The organism is Streptomyces sp. NPDC053750 (assembly GCF_044544295.1).
Taxonomy (GTDB): Bacteria; Actinomycetota; Actinomycetes; order Streptomycetales; family Streptomycetaceae; genus Streptomyces.
In genome coordinates this window covers 126338-148871 of record NZ_JBITXB010000009.1, presented here as the reverse complement: position 1 = coordinate 148871, position 22534 = coordinate 126338, and the positions used below count along the sequence as shown (strand labels likewise).

The window sequence follows — 22534 nt, the reverse complement described above, 5'->3', positions numbered from 1 at the left end:
TATGCCTAAGTTAGGTTAGCCTGCCTTCATCCTTGGAAGGGCGTTGAGTCTTCGATGATGCAACCGAGCGCTCGTCACGTCATGCTTTCTCCCAGGCACCTGACCGACATCCGCCGGCGCACCGGCGACTTCTCCGACCGGACCATCGCCGAAGCCTGCGCCCTCTCGCTGTCGTACTGGGCGACGGGCCGCAGCCCCGACGGCATCGATCTCACCCCCGGCACCCTGTTCGCCGACATCCTCGGCTGGGTCCACAACGGCGGGCGTGACAGCGGCGGTTGGCGGATCGGCGCGGACGGCCGGAGCATCTCCCTGCCGGACGGCGTCGTGCCGGACGACGCGCAGCTCGCACTGGACGACCTCGCCGACTTCCCGGACCGGCCCATCGGCACCATCGGGCCGTCCAGCCCGGCGGCGCGGCGGGAGGAGCTGGCCGCGTGGAACGACACCGGGGCCGAACGGGTCCGCCCCACCGTCGTGGAGATGTTCCGCGAGCAGGCACGGGCCAGGCCGGACGCCGTCGCCGTCGTCGACGAGCACCGGTCCCTGACCTACCGCCAGGCGGCCGAGAGGTCCGCCCAGCTGGCGCACCACTTACGCGAACGCGGGCTCACCGCCGAACACGTCGTCGGCATCTCCCTGGAACGCTCCGCCGACATGGTGATCGGACTGCTCGGCGTCCTCCGGGCAGGATGCGCGTTCGTGCCGCTCGACCCGCACTGGCCCGCCGAGCGCAGGGCCGTCGTCATCGAGGACGCCCGCGTCGTGGTCCAGCTCAACGCCTCGGGCGAACCCCCCGCGGACGAACCCGAAGCCGTGCCCGTCGACCTCGGTGACTGGGCGTTCGGTTCCCACCCCGTGGAAGCGCCGGACGTCGCCGTCCCCGGCAACGCCCTGGCCTACGTGATCTTCACGTCCGGTTCGACCGGGCGGCCCAAGGGCGCGATGATCCGGCACGAGGCGATCAGCGAACGCCTGCTGTGGCAGGTCCACGAGATCCTGGGCTTCGGCCACGACGACGCCTCCCTGTTCAAGGCGCCGCTCTCCTTCGACATCTCCGTCAACGAGATCTTCCTGCCCCTGGTGTCCGGCGGACGGCTCGTGGTCCTGCGGCCCGGCGGCGAACGCGACCCGCACCACCTGCTGAGCGTGATCGCCGAGCAGCGCGTCACCTTCACCTACCTCGTGTCGTCCATGCTGGACGTGCTGCTGGAGATCGCGGGCGGGTCGGGGCGGCTGGACAGCCTGCGCCACGTGTGGTGCGGCGGCGAGTTGCTCACCCCGGAGCTGTACGACCGCTTCCGCACCCGGCTCGACATCCCCCTGTACCACGGCTACGGCCCCGCCGAGACGACGATCGGGGTCTCCCACGTCATCTACCGGGGCGCGGCGGAACGCCTGTCGACGTCGATCGGCAAGGCCAACCCCAACACCCAGTTGTACGTCCTGGACGCCGAACTGCGCCCGGTCCCCGTCGGCGTCGGCGGAGAACTGTACGTGGGCGGCTTCCTCCTGGGCCGCGGGTACGTGGGCGCGCCCGGCCTGACGGCGTCCCGGTTCGTGGCCAACCCGTTCGCCCCGGACGGATCCCGGCTCTACCGGACCGGAGACCTCGCGCGGTTCGCCCCCGACGGCTCGCTCGACTTCCTCGGCCGGGCCGACAACCAGATCAAGATCCGCGGCATGCGGCTGGAGATCGAGGACGTCGAGGCCGGCCTCGCCGAACACCCCGCGGTACGGCACACCTGCGTCGTCGCCAAGAAGAACGCCGCCGGCGGCACCTACCTGGTCGGATACGTGATCCCGGCCGCCGGCCACGAGGACCTGAGGGCGGACGACGTCAAGGCCTGGGCCGGCGCGCACATGGTGGAGTACATGGTGCCCGCCCACATCGTCGTGCTGTCGGAGTTCCCGCTCACCGCCAACGGCAAGCTCGACCGGAACGCGCTGCCGGAGCCCGCGACCGGGGCGGGCCCGCTCGCGGCGCCGGCCACCGAGAACGAGCGCGCGGTGTGCGCGGCGGTCGCGGCGCTGCTGCACCTGGACGAGGTCGGCGCCGACCAGGACTTCTTCCAGCTCGGCGGAGACAGCATCCTCGCCATCTCGCTGCTGAGCGCGCTGCGCGACGCGGGTCTCCACGTCACCGCACGGCAGATCTTCACCCACAGCACCCTGGGAGCGCTGGCCGCGGTGGCGAGCCGGGAGGACGTCTCCACGGTGGACCACCGCGACGTCGCGACCGGCCCCGTGGTCGGCTCGCCGATCGTGCAGTGGCTCGGCGAGACCACGGACGCCATCGACGGCTTCGTGCAGTCGGTGACCCTGAACACCCCGGCAGGCCTGACCGCCGACGCCCTCGACGAGATCCTCACCGCCGTCGTCCGGCGGCACGACATGCTCCGCGCCAGGCTGGTGCGCGGCGACCGGTGGAGCTTCGACATCCCCGAGGCGGACCGGGCCGTCGCGCGATGGCAACAGAGCGACCGGCCCCTCGACGAGTGCGTCGCCCTCGCCACCGACGGGCTCGACCCGGTGGGCGGCGTGATGCTGCGCGCCGTCTGGCGCCGTGCGGCCCGGCAGCTGGTCGTCGTCGTCCACCACGTGGTGATCGACGGCGTGTCCTGGCGGATCCTGCGGGAGGACCTGACGACGGCGTGGCGGCAGATCACGGCGGGCGAGCCGGTCGAACTGCCCCCGGTGGACACCTCGTTCCGGCGCTGGACACAGCTGCTGGAGCGCGCCGCGTTCGACGCGGACAGCACCTACTTCCGGCGCCCCCTGCCGGGAGCGGACCGGCCGGTGGGCAGGCGCGCGCTGACCGAGGCCGACACCGTCGCACGGGAGCGGGTACGGACCGTCTCCGTCGGCCCCGGGATCACGGCCGCACTGCTGGGTGAGACACCCGCCAAGTTCCACGCGGGCGTCAACGACGTGCTGCTGACCGCGCTCGCCGTCGCCCTCGCCCGGTGGCGCCGCGACCTCGGCCAGGACCAGACGTTCGCCCACATCGAACTCGAAGGCCACGGCCGCGAGGGGCAGTTCGTCGCGGGGTCGGCCGGCTTCGAGCCGGAACTGTCCCGGACGGTGGGCTGGTTCACCACTCTCTTCCCGGTGACCGTGGACCCCGGCACGGCCGCCGACCCCACCGCCCCCGACTACCTGACCGCCGCGCTCAAACGGGTCAAGGAGGACCTCGCCCGGGTGCCGGACCACGGCGTCTCCTACGGCGCCCTGCGCCACCTGACCCACACCGCGTTCGACACGCCCGCGCCCCAGGTGCTCTTCAACTACCTGGGCCGCTTCGAGGCGGGCGGCCCCGGTGACTGGCGACCGGCCGGCCCCACGGGCCAGTTGGGCGAGCGACGCGACCCGAGGATGCGCCTGCCCCGCGCCCTGGAGTTCAACGCGATCGCCGAGCCCGGCCCGAGTGGCGGCCACGAGCTGGCGACCACCCTCTCCTGGCCCGACGGAATGTTCACCGACGAGGACATCACCACGCTCGGCGCCTACTTCCAGGAAGCCCTGACCGGGCTGGCCGCGCTCGACCGGGGCGGCCACTCTCCCAGCGACTTCGCCCTGGTGCCGCTCACCCAGGCCGACGTGGACCGCCTGGACGGCCCCGGCCTGCGCGACATCCTGCCGCTGACCCCGCTGCAGGAGGGCCTGTACTTCCACTCGGTCTACGACGACGACTCCACGGGCAGCTACGTCGAGCAGCAACTGCTCACGTTGGAGGGCGAGGTGGACCCCGACCGGCTCGCCGCCGCGGCCACCCGCCTGCTCACGCTGTACCCGAACCTGGCCGCCCGGTTCGTGTCCCTCGACGACGGCCGCGTGGTCTCCGTCCTCGACGGCGGTGCGCGGGCCCCCTTCACCACGCTGGACCGCCCCGGCATCACCGACGACGAGATACGCGACCACGCCGAACGGGACCGCCGCGCCGGCTTCGACCTGGCCACCGGCCCGCTGATGCGCTACACGCTCATCCGCGCGGGCTCCGGCCGGCACGTCCTGGTGCAGACCGTGCACCACATCGTCGCCGACGGCTGGTCGGTGCCGTCGATGCTCCGCACCCTGCTGGCCGAGTACCACGCGCCGGGGACGGTGCGTCCGCTCGGCGGCTTCCGCGACTACGTGCGTCGGCTCGCCGAGCACGACGACGAGGCGAGCGACCGGGTGTGGCGCGACCAGCTCGTTGACCTGCCCGGCCCCTCGCTGGTCGCCGAGGGGCACACCCCCTCCGACCGGTTCGCCGACACCGCCGCGGTACCGGGGGACGACATCGACGCGGCCGCCCGGTCGGCCGGCGTGCCGCTGAGCGTGGCCGTGCACAGCGCCTGGGCGGTGACCCTGGGCGGCATCCTGCACGGCAAGGACGTGGTGTTCGGCTCCACGGTGTCCGGACGCGACGCCGATGTGCCCGGCATCGAGGACATGGTCGGTCTGTTCATCAACACGATCCCCGTGCGGGCCCGTTGGACCGGCACCAGCACCGCGGCCGACCTGCTCGCCTCGGTGCGGGAGCACCAGAGCGCGGTGCTGGCCCACCAGCACGTGTCGCTCGCGAGGATCGGCCGCCAAGCCGGCGTCGGCTCGCTGTTCGACACCCTGGTGGTGTTCGACGTGGCGACCGACGTGGCCGACCTGCGCAGGCCCGGCGACACGCTGGTCATCACCCGCGTCGTGAACGAGGGCGCCCCGCACTACCCGTTGACCCTGGTGGTGGAGCGCACGACCGACGGCCGTCCACGCTTCAACCTGATCTACGACGGCGACCTGCTGCGGGAGACGAGCGCCCAGGAGATCCTGCGCACCTTCACCCGCACCCTCACCGGCCTGCTCACCCGGCCGGACACGCTCGTGGACGACCTGGCCCTCTCGTCGGGCACCCCGCGCCGGGCACCGGTCGGTCCGGTCACTCCGACGACCTTGGGCGGCCTCTTCGACGCCGCCGCGCACCGTGCCCCGGACGCCACCGCCGTCACCCAGTGCGACCTGGACGGCAGTACGAGGTCGCTGACGTACGGAGAACTGGCGGAGGCGAAGACCGAGTTGGCGTCCGTCCTGCACGCCGCCGGCGTCGGTCCGGGCCGGCGGGTCGCCGTCGCCGTCCCGCGCTCCGTCGAACAGGTCGTCGCCCTGGTCGCCGTCATCGGCGCGGGCGGCGCCTATGTGCCGCTGGACCTCGCGTACCCGGACGAACGGCTTGCGTACGTCCTCACCGACGCCGCGCCGCAGGTCGTCCTCGTCGCTCCCGAGCAGCGCGACCGCTTCGCACGACTGCTGGCCCGAACGGGCGTGCCGGCCCGGGTGCTCGTACAGGGAGCGCAACCCCCGCCGGCCACCACCGACCCCGGGCCGGAGGCCGGCCCGCACGACCCCGCGTACGTGATCTACACCTCCGGATCGACCGGCAGGCCCAAGGGCGTGGTCGTCCCGCACTCCAGTGTGGTCACCCTGCTCGCGAACACCCGGCCGGACATGGACTTCGGACCCCACGACGTGTGGGTCCAGTTCCACTCCTTCTCCTTCGACTTCGCGGTCTGGGAACTGTGGGGCGCGCTGGCGCACGGCGGTGAACTGCTCGTGCCGGAGTACGGACTGACCCGCTCCCCGGTGGACTTCCACCGGCTGGTCCGCGAGCACGGGGTGACCGTGCTCAACCAGACGCCGTCGGCGTTCCACCGGTTCATCGAGGCCGACCGACAGGCCGCCGAGCCGGTCACCACCCTGCGCCGGATCATCTTCGGGGGCGAGGCGCTGGACCTCGGACGGCTGCGCGACTGGGTCGAGCGGTACGGCACCGGTGCTCCCGAACTGGTCAACATGTACGGCATCACCGAGACCACCGTCCACGTCACCCACCGGGTGCTGACCGACGAGGACTTCGGCCTCGGCAACGACGTCAGTCCCATCGGCCGTCCCCTCCCCGGCCTCGTCACCCACCTGCTCGACGACCGGCTCCGGCCGGTGCCGCCGGGCCGCGTCGGCGCCGTCTACGTCGCCGGCGACCAGGTGTCGCTCGGCTATCTGCGCAGGCCGGGGCTCACCGCGGGCCGGTTCGTGGCGGACCCGTTCGCGGGCGACGGCTCCCGCATGTACCACACGGGCGACCTAGCCCGCCGCACGCTCGACGGCGAGCTGCAGTTCGTGGGCCGCGCCGACGACCAGGTCCAGCTCAAGGGCTTCCGCATCGAGCTCGGCGAGGTCGAGTCCGCGCTCAGGGAGCTCGACGGCGTGGTCGACGCGGCCGTCACCGTCGCGGACAGCGCCGACCACCTGGTCGCCCACGTCGTCGGCCGCGCGCCCGGCGACCTCACCGCCCTCCTGTCCGCGAAGCTGCCCGCCCACATGGTGCCCAGCCGGGTACTGCCCATCGACGCCCTGCCCCTGACGGTCAACGGCAAACTGGACCGCGACACCCTGACCGAGCGCGCGGCGCAGCGTCGGTCTGCGGCTCCGTCGCGGGACGAGACCGGCCACTACGCACTCCCGGACGACAACTCCGCTGTCGCCGTTCTCGTCGGCATCTTCGCCGACACGCTCCCCGGCTCCCCCAAAGACCCCGACACCGACTTCTTCACCGCCGGAGGCGACAGCATCGTCGCCATCACCGTCGTCAACCGCGCCAGGGCGCTCGGCCTGCCGATCACGCCACGGGACGTGTTCCTGCTCAGGACACCGCGCGCGCTCGCCGCACACCTGGAGACGAACACACCGCAGCCCCCGGGCCCCACGCCCGCCCGCCCCGAGGACGGCCCGTTGCCGCCGACGCCGATCATCCTGCGCCAGCGGGAACTGGGCGGCTCACTCGCCCGTTTCGCACAGGCCAGGACGCTGGCCGCACCCGAGGGCACCGGCCACGCCGACGCGGAGCGCGCCGCGCACGCCGTCGTGGCCGCGCACCCGGCCCTCCGCCTGCGGCTGCACGTCGACCACGGGGTGTGGTCACTGCGCACCGAACCCGCCCGCGAGGTCACCGTCGCCCGGACGGACGCCACCGACGCCACGACGGTGGCCGACGAGGCCGCCGGACGGCTCGACCCCGAGTCCGGGGACGTCATCGCGTTCACGTGGCTGGAGACCAGCCGGACCCTGGTGGTCACCGTGCACCACCTCGCCGTCGACGCGGTGTCCTGGCTGATCCTGCTGGACGACCTGGCCACCGCGATGCGCGGAGCGCCCCTGCCACCGCCGACCACCTCCTACGCCGAGTACGCCGAAGCACTCACGGCCCGTTCCCCCCTCGCCACCGACGACCTGGACCACTGGCTCACCACGCTCCGGGCCCCCGCACTGCTGCCCGCGGTCGAGGCGCCGCGCGAGGCCACGGTCGTGCTCGCCCCCGAGGTGAGCGACCGCGTGACCCTCGGCGCCCCCACCGCCCTCGGCGTCGGCCTCACCGAACTGCTGTGCGGTGCACTGCGGGCCGCGCTGACACACATCCAGCCGTCGCCCACCGACCTCGCGATCGACCTGGAGCGGCACGGCCGGGTCCCGGCCCTCGAGCACCACGACTACACCCGCACGGTCGGCTGGTTCACCGCCGTCGCGCCCGTACGGCTCACCGCGCACACCGACCCCGTCGCGGCGGCGCGCGAGGTCGCCGCACGCCGGCCGGACGAGCGCGCGCACGTCGCCTACGGCCGGCTCAGGTATCTCGATCCGCAGACGGCCCCGCTGCTGAACGCGCGCCCCCAGGTGCTGTTCAACTACCTCGGCCGGGGCGGCGAGTCCCACGCGCCACGCCTCACCGGCGGCGACCAGGGCAGCCCGTACGCCGTCGAGGTCAACGCGTGGACCGACGCGGCCACCGGCAGCCTGCACGCGGCCTTCACCCTCGCCGAGGGCATCCCCGACGAGCTCACCGAACACTGGCGGCGCGCCCTGGAACGCCTCGCGGACGCCGCCGCGACGGCCGAGCGCACGGCACCGGTCACCCCCCTCCAGCGGGGCCTGTACTTCCAGGCCCAGATGGCGGGCTCGGCCGGACACTACGTCGCGCAGAGCTGGTTCACCTTCGACCGGCGCCTGGACACCGACGCGCTGGCCGAGGCGATGGCGTACGTGATGGCGCGTCACCCCGTCGTCGGTGCCGGCTTCACCACCGACGACGACGGAAACCCGGTCCAGGTCCTCGCGGCGGGCCGACGGGCCGACGTCCGCACCGTGGAAGCGGCGACGGCCGCCGAGGTCGACGCCCTGCGCGCCGGGGACCGCGCCACTGGATTCGACCCGGCCCGGCCACCCTTGGTCCGGCTGACCGTGGTGCGTCTGCCGGGCGAGGGCGACGGCCTGCTGCTGAGCTACCACCTGCTGCTGTGGGACGGCTGGTCGCGCGAGATCGTGCTGAGGGACCTGTTCGACGCCTACAGCGCCGTCCTCGCGGGCGAACCACCGGCCCCGGCCCCGGCCACGCCGGGCTTCGAGGACCACGCCCGGGCGCTCGCCGCCAGGGACCCCGCCGGGTCGGAACGCTTCTGGGCGGAGCACCTGGCCGGCCTCCCGGGCCCCACGCTGCTCGCCGGACCGGCGCCGGCCCTCTCGGACGACCTGCCGCGCGCGCTCGTGCACACGCTGTCCGCCGAACGGTCGCAACGGCTGAGGGAAGCGGCCGGCAGGCACGGCGTCACCCTCAACTCGGTGCTGACCGGCGCGTTCGGCCTCCTGCTGGGCGCCCGCACGGGCCGCGCCGACGCCGTGTTCGGCGTGACCGTCTCCGGCCGGGAGGGCGAGGGGCTGTCCGGCATGGTCGGCGTGCTGCTCAACACGGTGCCCATGTGGACGCGGGCACGGCCGTACGACACGGTCCGCGCGTATCTGACGGCCGTGCAGGCGGCCCGGGTCGAGGCGATGGAGCACGAGCACCTCGGGCTCGGCGAGATCCAGCGGGCCGGCGGGCACGGCACCCTCTTCGACACCCTGTTCGTGCTCCAGAACTTCCTGGACCTGGACGCGTTCGCCGAGATGAACGCCAGGCACGGCATCACCTCGGTGCAGGCGGAGGACTCCACGCACTACCCGTTCACCTGGGTCGTCACGCCCGGCGACCGGCTCACGGTCAAGCTGGAGTACCGCGACGACGACACCGCCCACGCCCGTCGTCTTCTCGACGCCTACGTGGGCCTGCTCGACGACCTCGCCCGGTGGGAGGGCCCGCTCGGCGCGCTGCCGGGCCCGGGACGTGCCGCCGAACCCACCGCACGGACGGACATCGGCACGGACACGGTCGTCGACCGGTTCGACCGGGCGGCGGACCGCGACCCGCAGCGGGTGGCGCTCGTCGCCCACGGCTCGACCACGACCTTCGCCGGGCTCCGGGACCGCAGCCGTGCGGTGGCGGGGGTGCTCGCCCGGCGCGGCATCGGCCCCGAGAAGACCGTGGGCCTCGCGATCCCGCGCTCCCTCGACTCGATCGTGGCGCTGTTCGCCGTACTGCGCGTGGGCGCCGCGTACGTGCCGCTGGAGCTGGACCACCCGGACGAACGGATCGCCGCCATCGTCGCGGACGCCCGCCCGGACGTGATCCTCACCGTGAGCGAGGTGTCGCCCCGACTGACCGGGGACCTGATCGAGCTGGACCGCCCCCTGCCCCCGGCCGAGCCGTTCGTCACGTTCGCGCCGGACGACCCGCACCGGCTGAGGCATCCCGCGTACACGATCCACACCTCGGGCTCCACCGGGAAGCCCAAGGGCGTGGTGACCGAGTACGCCGGGCTCACCAACATGCTGCTCAACCACCGGCGCCGCATCTTCGAACCGGTACTGGCCGAGCACGGCCACCGGGTCTTCCGGATCGCGCACACCGTGTCGTTCGCGTTCGACATGTCGTGGGAGGAGCTGCTGTGGCTCGCCGACGGCCACGAGGTGCACATCTGCGACGAGGAACTGCGCCGGGACGCGCCCCGACTGGTCGCGTACTGCCTCGCACACGGCATCGACGTCGTCAACGTGACCCCGACCTACGCACAGCAACTGGTGGCCGAAGGCCTGCTCGACGACCCGGCACGGCGGCCCGCACTGGTGCTGCTCGGCGGCGAGGCCGTCACCCCCACGCTGTGGCAGCGCCTCGCCGCGACCGAGGGGACGGCCGGGTACAACCTCTACGGACCCACCGAGTACACCATCAACACCCTCGGCGTCGGCACCTTCGAGTGCCAGGACCCGGTGGTGGGCGTCCCGATCGACAACACGGACGTGTACGTGCTCGATCCGTGGCTGCGGCCCCTGCCCGACGGAGTGCCGGGGGAGTTGTACGTGTCGGGCATCGGCATGGCGCGGGGCTATCTCGGACAGCCCGGCCAGACCGCTCACCGCTTCGTCGCCTGCCCGTTCGGCCCACCCGGCGAGCGCATGTACCGCACCGGCGACATGGTGCTCCGACGGCCCGACGGGAACCTGATGTACCTCGGCCGCACCGACCAGCAGGTCAAGATCCGGGGGCACCGGGTCGAACCGGGTGAGGTGGAGGCCGCGTTCGCGGCGCACCCGGCGGTGCGGTTCGTGGCCGCGGTCGCCCAGCCCGACCCGCAGGTGGACGGGGCGCACCGGCTGGCCGCCTACCTCGTGCTGGACGGCGCGGACCTGGCGTCGGTCGCCGCCGAAGTGGGCGCCGGGCTGCCGGACTTCCTGCGCCCGACGCACTACGCCCAGGTCGACGGCATCCCGCTGACGGTGAACGGGAAGGCCGACACCAAGGCGCTGCCCGAGGCCAAACCCCTGGGTGCCCTGAGCACGGCGGGGGAGCGGGGCCCGGAATCCGGGACCGAGACCGTGGTGTGCGCGTTCTTCGCCGAGGCACTGGACCTGGACGACGACGAGGTGAGCGCGGTGAGCGACTTCGTGTCCCTCGGCGGACACTCCATGCTGGCGGTTCGGCTGACCGGGCTGCTCCGCCGGGAGTACGGTCCTGTGATCACGATCCGCGATCTGTTCACCCTGCGCACCCCGGAAGCGATTGCCCGCCACCTCGATGACCACTCCTGACACGCAGCGGCCCCGCCCGGGGTCCGACATCCTCCGTACCGCCCTGCGGCGCAACGTCGGCGCCATGGCCTCGGGCACCGTCCTCATGGGCCTCTACCAGGCCGGTGAGACCGCGTTCCCCATCGCGCTCGGCCTGATCGTCGAGCACACCATGCAGGACCGGAGCCCCGTCTCGCTCGGCCTGTCGGTCGGCGCGTTGGCCGTGATCATCACGACGGTGTCGCTGTCGTGGCGGTTCGGGATGCGGATCCTGCAGAAGGCCAACACGACCGAGGCGCACCGCTGGCGGGTGCGGGTCGCGGCCTGCGGCCTCCAGCCGGTGGCCAGGGACGTCGACCTCAGGTCCGGCGAGGTGCTGACCATCGCCACGGAGGACGCGGACCAGACCGCCGACATCATCGAGGTGGTGCCCCTGCTGATCAGCTCACTGGTCGCGGTGGTGATCGCGGCGCTCGCACTGGGCCTGGCCGACGTCCGGCTCGGCCTGCTGGTGATCGTGGGGACCGTCGCGATCCTGTCGATCCTGAGCGTGATGTCCAAACGGATCGGCTCCAGTACCCGCGAACAGCAGGCCCGGGTGGCCCGGGCGGGCGCGAAGGTCGCCGATCTGATCATCGGCCTGCGCCCGCTGCACGGCTTCGGCGGCAACCACGCGGCGTTCCGGTCCTACCGGAAGGTCAGCACGGAGGCGAAGCACCAGTCGATCACCGTCGCCAGGGTGAACGGCGCGTACGCGGGTACCGCCCTGGCCCTCAACGCGGTGCTCGCCGCCGCCGTGACCCTCACGGCGGGCCGGCTGGCGTTCGACGGACGCATCACCGTCGGGGAACTCGTCATGGCCGTGGGGCTCGCGCAGTTCATCATGGAACCGCTCAAGCTGTTCTCGGAGATGCCCAAGTACGTCATGATCGCGCGCGCGTCGGCCGAGCGGATGGCGCTGGTGCTGGCCGCGCCGCCCGTGACGGCCCCCGGGCAGGGCCGGCCGGCCCCCGGCACCGACCTGGAGCTCGACTGCGTCCGCTACGGAGCCCTGCGCAAGGTGCGGTTCCGGGTGTCCGCCGGCGAGTTGGTGGCGGTCGCCGCCTACCAGCCGCGCGCGGCGGCCGACCTCGCGTCGATCCTGGCCGTGCACGTCCCGCCGGACGCGTACGAGGGGGCGGTGCGGGTCGGCGGTCAGGACCTCGCGGACCTGTCCGTCGAAGCGGTCCGTGAGCACATGCTGGTGAACCCGTACGACGGGGAGATCTTCGCGGGCACCCTCCGTTCGAACATCGACCCGTCGGGAACCAGTCGGACGGTTCCCGAAGCCGTCGAGGCGTCCATGCTGACCGACGTCGTCGCCCTCCACCCGGAGGGACTCGACTACGCCGTCCGCGACCGTGGCGCGAACCTGTCCGGAGGCCAGCGTCAACGGCTGTCCCTGGCCCGCGCACTGGCCGCCGACGCCGACGTCCTCGTCCTGCGCGACCCGACGACGGCCGTCGACGCGGTCACCGAACAACTCGTCGCACGGGGCGTCGCGAAGCTGCGCCGGGGCCGCACCACCGTCGTGATCACCAGCAGCCCCGCCCTCCTCGACGCCGCCGACCGGGTCCTGGTCCTGGACGATGGCGTCATCACCGCCGACGACACCCACCGCAACCTCCTCGCCACCGACGAGGCCTACTGCCTGGCCGTGACCCGATGACCGAATGCGCCGGTACGGAGGGTGACGGCCGGTCAGGCAAGCGCCCAGGCGACATCCCGGAGCAGGGCGTGCCGCCAGCCCGCGCGGTCGTGCCCCGAGGCCGAACGCGAGACCCGCACGGTCGCACCCGACTGCGCGGCCAGCGTCTCCACCGACGCGCAGTGCGGCAGCATCCGTGTCTCGTGTTCCCCCACGTCGAACGCGATCCGCAGGCCGGTGAGGTCGGGGCGCCCCCGCAGGCGCGCGGCGACGGCGCCGCCGACCGGTCCGCCTAGCGGATCCGCCCGGTCACCGGCGTCCGGCGTCCACCAGAACGACGCCGACTGGCAGGCCACACGGGAGACCAGGCCCGGGAACTCCAGTGCCGCGTACACCGCGCTCAGCCCGCCGAGGCTCTGGCCGGCGACCACCAGCCGTTCCCGGTCGGCGGGTACGCCGGACTCCGCCACCAGCGGCAGCAGTTCGTCCCGGACCGCCTGCCACAGCGCGGGCCTGCACGCGAACTCGGCCTCCCTCTCCTCGGCCCTGTCCCTGGCCGGAAGGAAGAGGAGGGTGACCGGGGGCATCTCGCCGCCGGCGACGGCCGAGTCGAATGCGGTCATGGCCGGGTGCAGGTACAGCCAGTCGTCCCCGTCGAGGAGCAGGACCAGCGGCCCGCCGCCGCCCGACGGATGCAGCCGCACGGTCCGACGCCCGCCGAGCCGTTCACTGTTCCAGCGGATCCGGGCGCGGGGGAGGGGCAGGACCCCGTCGGCACCGACCGCGGGCCAGTGCGGCTGCGCCGGGGCGTCCGGGGTGGCGGCGACGGACCGCTCACCGCCCGCACCGACCGGGTTGAGCGGGTCGGCGTACGCCGCGTCGCCCGCCAGGAACTGGTACGTCACCCGCAGCCGCGCGGGCATCCGCACCTCGGCGTACCAGCAGTCCGTGTCGCCCCATCGGCGCAGGGGTACCGGCTCCGACCAGCTCTCGAATCCGATGCTCGCCGCCCCGGACCCGCGCCGCAGGAACAGGGTCGCCCAACCGTCGCCGTCGGGTATCGACGCGGGTGTCCTCGCCGTCGCCCAGAAGGCATCGGTGCCGGGCGTCCCGGGGAGCCCGAACGCGGCGAAGGCGTCTTCCCCCGTCAACCTCATCAACGTCTCCTTGTCGACGTCTCCTTGTGGAACGGAAAGCGAGAAGACTAAGCTCAGTTGTGATTAGGCGAGCCTAACCTAATTCCCCAGGAGGCACCGCGTATGAGCACCAACCCCTTCGACGACGCCGACGGCCGTTTCCTCGTCCTCGTCAACGACGAGGGCCAGCACTCGCTCTGGCCGTCCTTCGCGGAGGTGCCCGGGGGGTGGACGATCGCCTTCGAGGAGAACACCCGCGACGCCTGCCTGGAGTACGTCGAGGCCAACTGGACCGACCTGCGCCCCCGTTCCCTCGCCGAGTCCATGGACGCCGCGCAGCGGTGACGCCGGTCCGTGACGTGAACCACCCGTTTGCGACTGCGCCGGGTGTTTGCCGTCGCGTCGACGGGAAAGGGGCTCTGTGATCACCGGAGGTGACCATCCGGTGCACAGTGTAGGGAACCTGACAAGCAAGGAGGTGTCGATGTCCTCGAAGCGACGTCGCAAGAAGAAGGCCCGCCGCAAGAACGGCGCCAACCACGGACGCCGTCCGCAGAGCTGAGGGCCCACCGACGCGCCGGGTGGGTGGTTCGGGAATCGTTCCGCCCACCCGCCACCCGTCCGCGCGGTCACCTTCCGCGGTTCCGCCGGCTCCACGCGAGCAGGGCGAGGAGGACGAAGCCGGAGACGATCAGCCCGGAGGCCGTGGCCCAGCCCCCGAAGGGCGGGCCCGGCACCACCGCCCAGACGACGCCCGCGGCCAGAAGGGCGGCGGCGGTGAGAAGAGACGCCGCGACGCGCCACGGCGACGACACGCTCTCCTCGGCCGCGCGCATCGCCCGGTCCCGCACGGGATCGACGTACCGGGCGAGTGCGGGGAACTGTCCGGAGAGGACCAGCAGGCCGGCCAGTACGAGGAGCAGCCCCGGCCCGGGCAGGACCAGGAGCGCGGCACCGACCAGTAGCAGCGCCGTACCGGCCACCAGCGCGACCACCCGGCCGACCGACTTCTTCCCGCGCACTCGTGCCCCCTCCGCCCACTCACCGTCCGCCCCGGCTGTCGGCGCGGAACGCCTCGCGGGTACCCACGCCTGCTTCTGGACATCGCTTTACGGTGCGTCAATGATGTGCTCGGCGTGTATCCCCTGAAGTCGGCGTGTACGTTCGGCGAGCAGTGCCGGGATACGATCCGGACATGGCGAACCTTCGTGAGGCACAGAAGCGGATGACGCGCCGGCTGCTGCTGGAGGCCGGACTCGAGCTCTTCAAGGCGAAGGGGTACGCCGCCACCAAGGTCGACGACATCGCGACCGCGGCGGGCACCACGCGGGTGACCTTCTACGCGTACTTCCCCTCCCGCAGTGAACTGATGAAGGCGCTCATCGACGAGCAGCTCAATGAGGCGCTCCAGCGCGTCCGCTCTCCCGAGCACGGCTCCACGGCCCAGGACCTCGTAGCCACCGTCGCCGAGGGGACGCCGGAGGCGATCACGGCATGGCTGCGGCGGACCATCGACAGCTGGCCGGCGATCCGGCCGATCATCCGTCTCGGGCGCGATGCCGCGGTGATCGATCCGGAGCTCACCGACCTGGTCGAGCGATGGATGGGGGAGGCCATCAGTGACATCGAGGACGGGCTGGCACAGGCCGGCCGCTTCGAGCCCCATCAGCGTCACTTCCGGGGTGTGCTCGCCATGGCCCAGCTCGACTACGTCGCCCAGAACTGGGACCGCGCCGACTGGAGGCTCACCCGGGACCAGATGCTCGAAGAGCTGAGCGCCAGCTGGGTCGGTCTGCTGACCTGACCTGACCTGGCGCGCAGCGCAGAATCCCGCCGACTCCCCGGCCGTCCGTGTGTGACGGCCGGGGAGTCGTGTTTTGAGAGGTAGACGCAGCGAGCAATATTTTTTCAAGCCGTTCATTTCGTTGACGCTATGTAAAGCGAATGGCTAATCTGCGGGGCATGAGCCTCAAGAGCAACACCGTGAACACCGTCCTCGGCCCGGTGCCGGCCGACGAGCTGGGCGTCGTCTCCGTCCACGAGGCGCTGCTGTCGGTGGTGCCGGGCGCGGAGTACGCCTTCGACGTCACCATCGACCGCGCGGAGATCTTCGAGGTCCTCGCCGCGAAGCTGACGGACTTCCGCACCCACGGCGGCGGCACGGTGGTCGACAGCACCGGCATGTTCCACGGCCGGGACGTCCGGCTGTACGAGGCCCTCTCCCGCACGACCGGCGTGCACGTCGTCGCCTCGACGGGGCAGGGCCCGGAGGAGCTGCTCGGCGGCTACTTCCTCACGCCCCAGACCAACCCGCCGACGCCCTGGCCGGCCGACAAGTTCGCCGACCTCTTCACCAAGGAGGTCACCGAGGGCATGGTGGTCCCCCGCGTGGAGCGCCGCGGCGCGGCCGGCCTGGTGGCCACCACGGCGACCCGCGCGGGCATGACCGCGACCGACGAGAGCCTCTTCCGCGGTGCGGCCCGGACCGCCCTGCGCACCGGCGTCGCGGTCTCCCTGCGCTACGGCAACGACGCCGTCCACGACCTCGACGTCGTCCTGGACGAGCAGCTCCCGGCCGACCGTGTCGTCGTCGGCGGGCTCGACCGCAAGGATGCCGTGGCCGTCGGCGCGCCCCTCGAGATCGCCCGCCGGGGTGCCTACGTCGCACTCGACCACGTGGGCGGGGCGGACGAGGCACACATCACCGACGCCGAGCGCGCCGCCCTCGTCGCCGACCTCGTGCGGGCCGGCTTCGGCCACCGGATCCTGCTCTCGAGCAGCGCCACCGGTGTCGCGAAGGGCCACCCCGGCAACGACCTGCCGTACAGCCACGTCCTGACCAGCTTCGTCCCGCTCCTGAAGGCACAGGGCCCCAGCGACGAGGACACGCGGCGGATTCTCGTGGAGAACCCGCGCGACCTGCTGTCGGTGCGCTGAGCGCGCCGACGCGAACAACCGTCAAGTCCTTTCCCTCAAAGGTGAGTTCTGTGTCACGAGTCAATACCGTCCTGGGGCCGGTCCCCACCGAGGAGCTCGGCCTCGTGGCCGTCCACGAGCACATCGGCTACGGCATGCCCGGCTCCGAGCTGGACACGAAGTGGTGGAAGACCCCCGAGCAGCGGTACGAGGAGACCGTCCCGAAGCTCCGCAGGTTCCACGAGTACGGCGGCGGCACGTTCGTCGACGCGACCGGCATCTGCAACGGCCGTGACGTCGACTACTACAAGTCGCTGTCCGCGAAGACCGGCGTCCACATCGTCGCCTGCACCGGCTTCGTCGGCGGCGACACCGCCCTGCCGCACTTCGCGAACGCCGATGTGGACTACCTGATGCGGCAGTTCGTCCACGAGATCACCGTCGGCATCGGCGACACCGGCGGCCTCGCCGGGGTCATCAAGGTCGGGGTGAGCCGAGGCGGCCGCATGACGGAGCTGGACAAGCGCATCTACCGGGCCGCGGCCCGCGCCGCGCTCACCACGGGCGTGCCGATCCTGACCCACCTCGCCATCGACGCCGAGAACGCGATCGCGATCTTCGAGCAGGAGGGACTGCCCCTGCACCGCGTCCTGTTCGGGCACGTCGACGACGGCGTCAACGCCGACAAGACACGCGACATCTGGATCGCGGAGCAGGGCGGCCGCATCGGCTTCGACACCTTCGGCTACGAGACCGAGCTGCCGGACCCGCCGTTCTGGGCCCGCCCCCGCAAGGAACGGCTGGACCACTTCCTCCGCTTCATCGGCGAAGGCCGGCTGACGCAGGTCCTCGCCTCCGCCGACGCCAACTGCAGCCCGCTGGGCTGGCCGGGCGTGAAGGGCCACACCGTCAACTACATCTTCGAGGACCTCATCCCGGACCTCCGCGCCGCCGGTCTCGACGAGGCCGCGATCAAGACGATCTTCGTCGACAACCCGGCCGCGTTCCTCACCCTCCAGAAATAGCGAGAACCCTCCATGCACCTCTCAGACCTGAAGAATCTGAAGATCGCCGTCGTCGGGGCGGGATACGGCGGCGCGGCGGCGGCCAAGGCCCTGAGCCTGCTCGGTGTTGACGTCACCGTCTACGAGCAGGCCCACCGGATCCGCGAGGTCGGAGCCGGTATCGGCCTGCGCCCGTCCACCATGAACCGGTTCCGGCAGTGGGGCATCTTCGACGCGATCGCGAAGGTGAGCTCGCCGAGCGAGTACTTCGAGATCCTCACCGCCACCGGTGAACCGATCATGCAGGAGACGTGGCCGCCGTCCGGCGACCAGACCCACACCCATCTGATCCACCGCGGCGACTTCATCGAGGCGCTGCTGGGCGTGCTCCCCGAGGGCATGGTGCACCTCGGACACAGGCTGGAGAGCGTGCGGGACACGGGTGACCGCCCGGTCCTCACCTTCGCGGGCGGCAAGACCGTCGAGGCCGACCTCGTCGTCGGTGCCGACGGCATCAAGTCGGTGGTGCGCCGGGAACTGTTCGGCGACAAGGGCCCGGTGTTCTCCGGTGAGCACGCCTACCGCGCCGTCATACCCGTCGACGCCGCCCACGGCATGGTCACCGACGACAACCTCCGCATGTACATCGGCCGGGGCACGAAGGTGTACCTGCTGCCGCTGCGCCACCGCGACCAGGTGTCGTTCGACATCACCGCCCTGTGCCCGGACGCCACCTGGACGCCCGAGGTCACCAAGGACGATCTCCTCATCACGGTGGACGGCTTCGACGAGCGCCTCGTGAGCATCACCCGCGACCTCGACATGGACACCGTGAACGTCCGCGCGGTCTACGACATCGACCCGGTCGACACCTGGCACACGGACTCCGTCGTCCTCGTGGGCGACGCGGCCCACTCGATGCTGCACCACCAGGGCCAGGGCGCCAACTCGGCCATCGAGGACGGCGGCGCGCTCGCCGACGCCCTGCGCGAGGCGGACTCCCTCCAGGAGGCGCTGGTCCTGTTCCAGGCCAGGCGCAAACCGGTCACCGACGAGTTGCAGCGCATCTCGCGCCAGGGGTGGACCGAGGACGAGATCAGTGACGTCTTCCCCGGTCAGAAGCCCGCCACCGTTGCCGGACAGGAGTGACAGCATGCCACTGCATCCCGAGATCGCCACGTTCCTCGCCGGCCTGCCGACCCCGCCCGAGGGCCCACTCGACCCGGTCGCCATGCGCGCCGCAGACGAGGCGCACGTGGCCCCGCCCGAAGAGCGTCTGCCCCTGCACGCGGTCGACGACGTGACCGCGCACACGGCGTCGGGCGACGTACCGGTGCGGATCTACACCCCGGACGAGGCCGACCGCCACGGCGTCCTGGTCTACTTCCACGGCGGCGCCTTCTTCCTCGGCAGCCTGGAGACCCACGACCACGTCGCACGCTCCCTGGCGAAGGAGACCGGGCTCAAGGTCCTCTCCGTCGGCTACCGTCTGGCACCCGAGGCCGCCTTCCCCGCCGGTCTCGACGACTGCTACGCCGTGGTGCGGTGGGCCGCCGAGGAGGGCGAGAGCCTGGGCTGGGACGGCACGACCCTCGCCGTCGCCGGTGACAGCTCCGGCGGCACCTTCGCGGCCGCCGTCGCGGCCAGGGCGTACGACGACGGCTTCCGCCGGATCACCCACCAGATCCTCTACTATCCCTCGCTCGACCTGGACTTCGACGTCGACCGCTATCCCTCGCTGCGGGAGAACGCCGTGGGCTACGGCCTGGAGACGGCGGGCCTGAAACCGTTCAACGCCTTCTACCTCGACAGCGGTGCCGATCCCGCGGACCCGCTCGTCTCGCCGGTCAAGCGGGCGGACCTCACCGGGCTGCCGCCGGCCCTCGTCGTCACCGCGGAGTACGACCCGATGCGCGACGAGGGCGAGCTCTACGGACGGCGGTTGAGGGAGGCCGGCGTGGCGGTGACGGTGAGCCGGTACGAGGGCGCGGGCCACGGATTCGTCCAGCACTTCTCCTGGATCCCGGAGTACCACAGGGTCTTCGCGCAGACGCGCGACTTCCTCAGCCGGCGCTGACCGGGCCGACCCGCGTACGAGTTCGGAAAGAAGGCCATGACGCACGCAGTCAGCATTCACCCCTTGGTCTCGCCGTGGGGCCGGTTCGGTCTCTACAGCTTCTTCATCGACGCACCCGAGCCGGCGATCGTCGACACCGGGATCGCCTCCTCGCCCGCCGAAGGGATGGCTCCCGCCCTGGCGGCGATCGGGCGCCGCGTCGAGGACGTGCGCTGGATCCTGCTGACCCACGGCCACATCGACCACGTCGGCGGGGCGCACGCCCTGTGGGAGCTCACCGGCCGGCGCGCCCAGGTGGTGATCCACGAGGCCGACGCACCGATGCTCCGCTCCCGGCGGGCCCATGTCGAGGAGTACCGCGCGGGACGGGGCCGGTACCTGGGCGATCCCGAGGGCGAGGCGAAGGTGACGGCCGCCGCACAGGCCGTCATCTCCGGCGAGATGGAACCCACCCTGACGGTCAGGGGCGGCGAGACCCTTTCCCTCGGCGGCGACGTCACCGTCTCGGTGCACGCGATCCCGGGCCACACGCCCGGCTCGGTCGCCTACGTCGTCGACGGCCAACGCTCGGTGTTCGTCGGTGACGCCGTGCAGGCCCACGGGGCCGCGAACGGCTTCCCCGGCTACACGGACCCGGTCGCCTACCGCGCCGGCCTGGAGTACCTGCGCGACGAGATCCGTCCGCGGCACCTGTACCTCGGACACCCGTACCGCCGCGCGGACGGCACACCCTACGGCGTCGAACTCGACGCCGAGCAGGCCCAGGAGGCCCTCGCCCAGAGCCTCGCCGTCGAGGGACGCGTCACCGCGGCCGCCCGCCGCTGCCTGGAGATCGGCCCGCAGGAGACCGAGTCGCCGTACTCCCCGTTCGCCCGCGTCGCCGAAGAGCTCGGTTACACCGGCGACCCCACGCTCGAGCCCTCGCCGTTCTTCACCTCGATGCACGGCTATCGCGCGTACCTCGATCAGAACTCGTGACACAGGAGCTTCGCACGCATGACTGACTTCCAGACGATCCGGACCGGCGACCGGACGATCGCCGTCCGCAAGGACCTCCGGGTGCCGATGCGGGACGGCGTCGAACTCGCCGTCGACGCCTATCAGGGCGAGGACGACAAGCCGCGGCCGGCCCTGATCGCGATGAGCGCCTACGGCAAGGAACTGCAGGCCCTCGCCCTCACCACCCCGCCGCAGCGCCGCCCCAGCCCCATGTGGGACGGCTGCATCGAGGCCGGTGACATCGCGCGCGTCGTCGACGAGGGCTACGTCCACGTCATCGGCGACATGCGCGGGACCGGTGACTCCGGCGGCGTCATGATCGGCAACTACAACTTCGGCGGCGTCTCCCAGGGACAGGACCTGTACGACCTGATCGAGTGGGTCGCCGCCCAGCCGTGGTGCGACGGCAACGTCGGCATGATCGGCATCTCCTACTTCGGCTCGATGCAGGTCCTCGCCGCCGCCGAGCGCCCGCCGCACCTCAAGGCGATCTTCGTCAGCGGAGGCCACTACGACTTCTACGAGACCACCTACCACGGCGGCATCATGTGGTTCATGCCGCGCGCCGCCCGTGAGGGGCGCGGCGGCGACTCCGGCATCGCGCACACCGACGTCAGGTCCCGCATGCAGGAGGTCCACTCGCCCGAGGAACTGCGGAAACTCGTCGACGAGCGGCTGCGGGACCCGGACGTGGCGGCCTGGCCGAACCTCGTGCATGTCCTCAAGTACCCGAAGAACCGCGAACTCTGGTTCGACATCGTGATGAACCACCTCGACGGCGACTGGTACGAGGAGCGCAACCCGATCATGCTGGCCGAGAACATCGACATCCCCGTCTACCTGCAGATCGACCAGGGACGCGGCTGGACCGTGGACGGCCACATCGAGCTGTTCGACGTCCTGAAGGGCCCCAAGAAGCTGGACATCGGCTCGTACCCGCCGATGCAGTCGCGCCCCTGGATCGAGGAGCACGACCAGATGTTCCGCTGGTACGAGTACTGGCTCAAGGGCATCGACAACGGGATCATGGACGAACCGGCCGTGACCACCTTCGTGGAAGGCTCGCGCGAGGTCGTCACCGCGGAGCAGTGGCCGCCGAAGGAGATCGCGTACAAGGCGCTCCATCTGCGCCCGCGCCGCAGGCTCTCCTTCGAACCCGAGCGCATGGGCGCCGAACACGCCGCGCCCGACGGCTTCTACCAGGCACCGCTCACCGTCACCGACAAGGTCGAGGTGCTGGACTGGAGCACCGAGCCGTTCGAGGAGCCCACCGAGCTGATCGGCACCGGCGCGGCGCACCTGTTCGTCCAGATCGACCAGGACGACACCAACCTCATCCTGCGCCTGTGGGACGAGGCCCCCGGCGGCGGCCGGCAGCTGATCACCACCGGCTACCTCAAGGCCTCCCACCGCGAACTCGACGAGGAGCGCACCACCGAGGGCAACCCCTACCACCCGCACACCCGCACGGTGCCGGTGGAGCCCGGGAAGATCGAGGAGTACGTGCTGCGGCTGTACCCGTTCGCGGCCACCTTCAGGCCCGGTCACCGCATGGTGGTGGAGCTGTCGAACAACGAGCCGCTCGCCGACGCGCACAACGCGCTGCTGCCGCCGGACGCCTTCCACCTGCCGGTGGGCCGCCCGGTCACCCACAAGATCTACCGGGACTCCGAGCACCCCTCCCGGCTCGTGCTGCCGTTCACGGTCCAGTAGTCCCGACGTGAACGCTGCCTTACCCGCCGCGACCTGA

At 71.8% G+C, this 22534-nt stretch carries 13 protein-coding genes; 11 read left to right on the top strand and 2 right to left on the bottom strand.

Features of this window, described 5'->3' with window-relative positions; genetic code table 11:
• The first annotated feature begins 54 nt into the window (after positions 1 to 54).
• Positions 55 to 10986, top strand: a complete 10932-nt coding sequence (locus ACIGO6_RS25105; RefSeq protein ID WP_399879707.1) for an amino acid adenylation domain-containing protein — start codon at positions 55 to 57, stop codon at positions 10984 to 10986.
• Positions 10973 to 12673 (top strand): ABC transporter transmembrane domain-containing protein, encoded by a 1701-nt coding sequence (locus tag ACIGO6_RS25100; RefSeq protein WP_399879706.1) that lies wholly within the window; start codon positions 10973 to 10975, stop codon positions 12671 to 12673. Before ACIGO6_RS25105 ends, ACIGO6_RS25100 begins: the two co-directional genes overlap by 14 nt.
• A 32-nt stretch (positions 12674 to 12705) precedes the next feature.
• Here ACIGO6_RS25100 and ACIGO6_RS25095 read toward each other — a convergent pair whose 3' ends face one another.
• Positions 12706 to 13809, bottom strand: a complete 1104-nt coding sequence (locus tag ACIGO6_RS25095; protein ID WP_399879705.1) for an alpha/beta hydrolase-fold protein — start codon at positions 13807 to 13809, stop codon at positions 12706 to 12708.
• Positions 13810 to 13911: 102 nt separating this feature from the next.
• Between ACIGO6_RS25095 and ACIGO6_RS25090 the strand changes: the two genes are divergently transcribed.
• Both ACIGO6_RS25090 and ACIGO6_RS25085 read left to right on the top strand, forming a co-directional pair.
• Positions 13912 to 14133 (top strand): MbtH family protein, encoded by a 222-nt coding sequence (locus ACIGO6_RS25090; RefSeq protein ID WP_399879703.1) that lies wholly within the window; start codon positions 13912 to 13914, stop codon positions 14131 to 14133.
• Positions 14134 to 14272: 139 nt separating this feature from the next.
• Positions 14273 to 14350, top strand: a complete 78-nt coding sequence (locus tag ACIGO6_RS25085) for a 50S ribosomal protein bL37 (RefSeq protein ID WP_372486533.1) — start codon at positions 14273 to 14275, stop codon at positions 14348 to 14350.
• A gap of 67 nt (positions 14351 to 14417) precedes the next feature.
• Here the strand turns inward: ACIGO6_RS25085 and ACIGO6_RS25080 are convergent, their stop codons facing one another.
• Positions 14418 to 14810: a PGPGW domain-containing protein gene (locus ACIGO6_RS25080; RefSeq protein WP_399879701.1), complete on the bottom strand. Its 393-nt coding sequence runs from the start codon at positions 14808 to 14810 to the stop codon at positions 14418 to 14420.
• Between the two features lie 173 nt (positions 14811 to 14983).
• Between ACIGO6_RS25080 and ACIGO6_RS25075 the strand changes: the two genes are divergently transcribed.
• The 7 genes from ACIGO6_RS25075 (at position 14984) to ACIGO6_RS25045 (ending at position 22497) form a co-directional block, all read left to right on the top strand.
• A complete protein-coding gene (locus ACIGO6_RS25075) occupies positions 14984 to 15592 on the top strand; it encodes a TetR/AcrR family transcriptional regulator (RefSeq protein ID WP_399879699.1) in 609 nt (202 codons plus the stop codon).
• A 158-nt stretch (positions 15593 to 15750) separates the two neighbouring features.
• Complete coding sequence (locus tag ACIGO6_RS25070) at positions 15751 to 16725, top strand: phosphotriesterase (protein WP_399879697.1); 975 nt, start codon at positions 15751 to 15753, stop codon at positions 16723 to 16725.
• 50 nt (positions 16726 to 16775) lie between these two features.
• Positions 16776 to 17729, top strand: coding sequence for a phosphotriesterase (locus tag ACIGO6_RS25065; protein WP_399879695.1), 954 nt, complete (start codon positions 16776 to 16778; stop codon positions 17727 to 17729).
• A gap of 12 nt (positions 17730 to 17741) precedes the next feature.
• Positions 17742 to 18857 carry an FAD-dependent oxidoreductase gene (locus tag ACIGO6_RS25060; protein WP_399879693.1) on the top strand — a complete coding sequence of 372 codons (1116 nt, stop codon included), beginning with the start codon at positions 17742 to 17744 and terminating at the stop codon, positions 18855 to 18857.
• 4 nt (positions 18858 to 18861) lie between these two features.
• Positions 18862 to 19785, top strand: coding sequence for an alpha/beta hydrolase (locus ACIGO6_RS25055; RefSeq protein WP_399879691.1), 924 nt, complete (start codon positions 18862 to 18864; stop codon positions 19783 to 19785).
• 36 nt (positions 19786 to 19821) lie between these two features.
• Positions 19822 to 20763 (top strand): MBL fold metallo-hydrolase, encoded by a 942-nt coding sequence (locus ACIGO6_RS25050; protein ID WP_399879689.1) that lies wholly within the window; start codon positions 19822 to 19824, stop codon positions 20761 to 20763.
• 18 nt (positions 20764 to 20781) lie between these two features.
• Entirely contained in the window at positions 20782 to 22497 is a 1716-nt protein-coding gene (locus ACIGO6_RS25045; RefSeq protein WP_399879688.1) for a CocE/NonD family hydrolase, read from the top strand.
• The last annotated feature ends 37 nt before the right edge of the window (positions 22498 to 22534 follow it).

Excerpts from the sequence above, each read along its gene's own strand:
- ACIGO6_RS25095 (WP_399879705.1), bottom strand. The coding sequence starts at position 13,809 with ATGAGGTTGACGGGGGAAGACGCCTTCGCCGCGTTCGGGCTCCCCGGG.
- ACIGO6_RS25100 (WP_399879706.1), top strand. The coding sequence starts at position 10,973 with ATGACCACTCCTGACACGCAGCGGCCCCGCCCGGGGTCCGACATCCTC.
- ACIGO6_RS25105 (WP_399879707.1), top strand. The coding sequence starts at position 55 with ATGATGCAACCGAGCGCTCGTCACGTCATGCTTTCTCCCAGGCACCTG.
- ACIGO6_RS25045 (WP_399879688.1), top strand. The coding sequence starts at position 20,782 with ATGACTGACTTCCAGACGATCCGGACCGGCGACCGGACGATCGCCGTC.
- ACIGO6_RS25090 (WP_399879703.1), top strand. The coding sequence starts at position 13,912 with ATGAGCACCAACCCCTTCGACGACGCCGACGGCCGTTTCCTCGTCCTC.
- ACIGO6_RS25050 (WP_399879689.1), top strand. The coding sequence starts at position 19,822 with ATGACGCACGCAGTCAGCATTCACCCCTTGGTCTCGCCGTGGGGCCGG.
- ACIGO6_RS25075 (WP_399879699.1), top strand. The coding sequence starts at position 14,984 with ATGGCGAACCTTCGTGAGGCACAGAAGCGGATGACGCGCCGGCTGCTG.
- ACIGO6_RS25070 (WP_399879697.1), top strand. The coding sequence starts at position 15,751 with ATGAGCCTCAAGAGCAACACCGTGAACACCGTCCTCGGCCCGGTGCCG.
- ACIGO6_RS25060 (WP_399879693.1), top strand. The coding sequence starts at position 17,742 with ATGCACCTCTCAGACCTGAAGAATCTGAAGATCGCCGTCGTCGGGGCG.
- ACIGO6_RS25055 (WP_399879691.1), top strand. The coding sequence starts at position 18,862 with ATGCCACTGCATCCCGAGATCGCCACGTTCCTCGCCGGCCTGCCGACC.
- ACIGO6_RS25085 (WP_372486533.1), top strand. The coding sequence starts at position 14,273 with ATGTCCTCGAAGCGACGTCGCAAGAAGAAGGCCCGCCGCAAGAACGGC.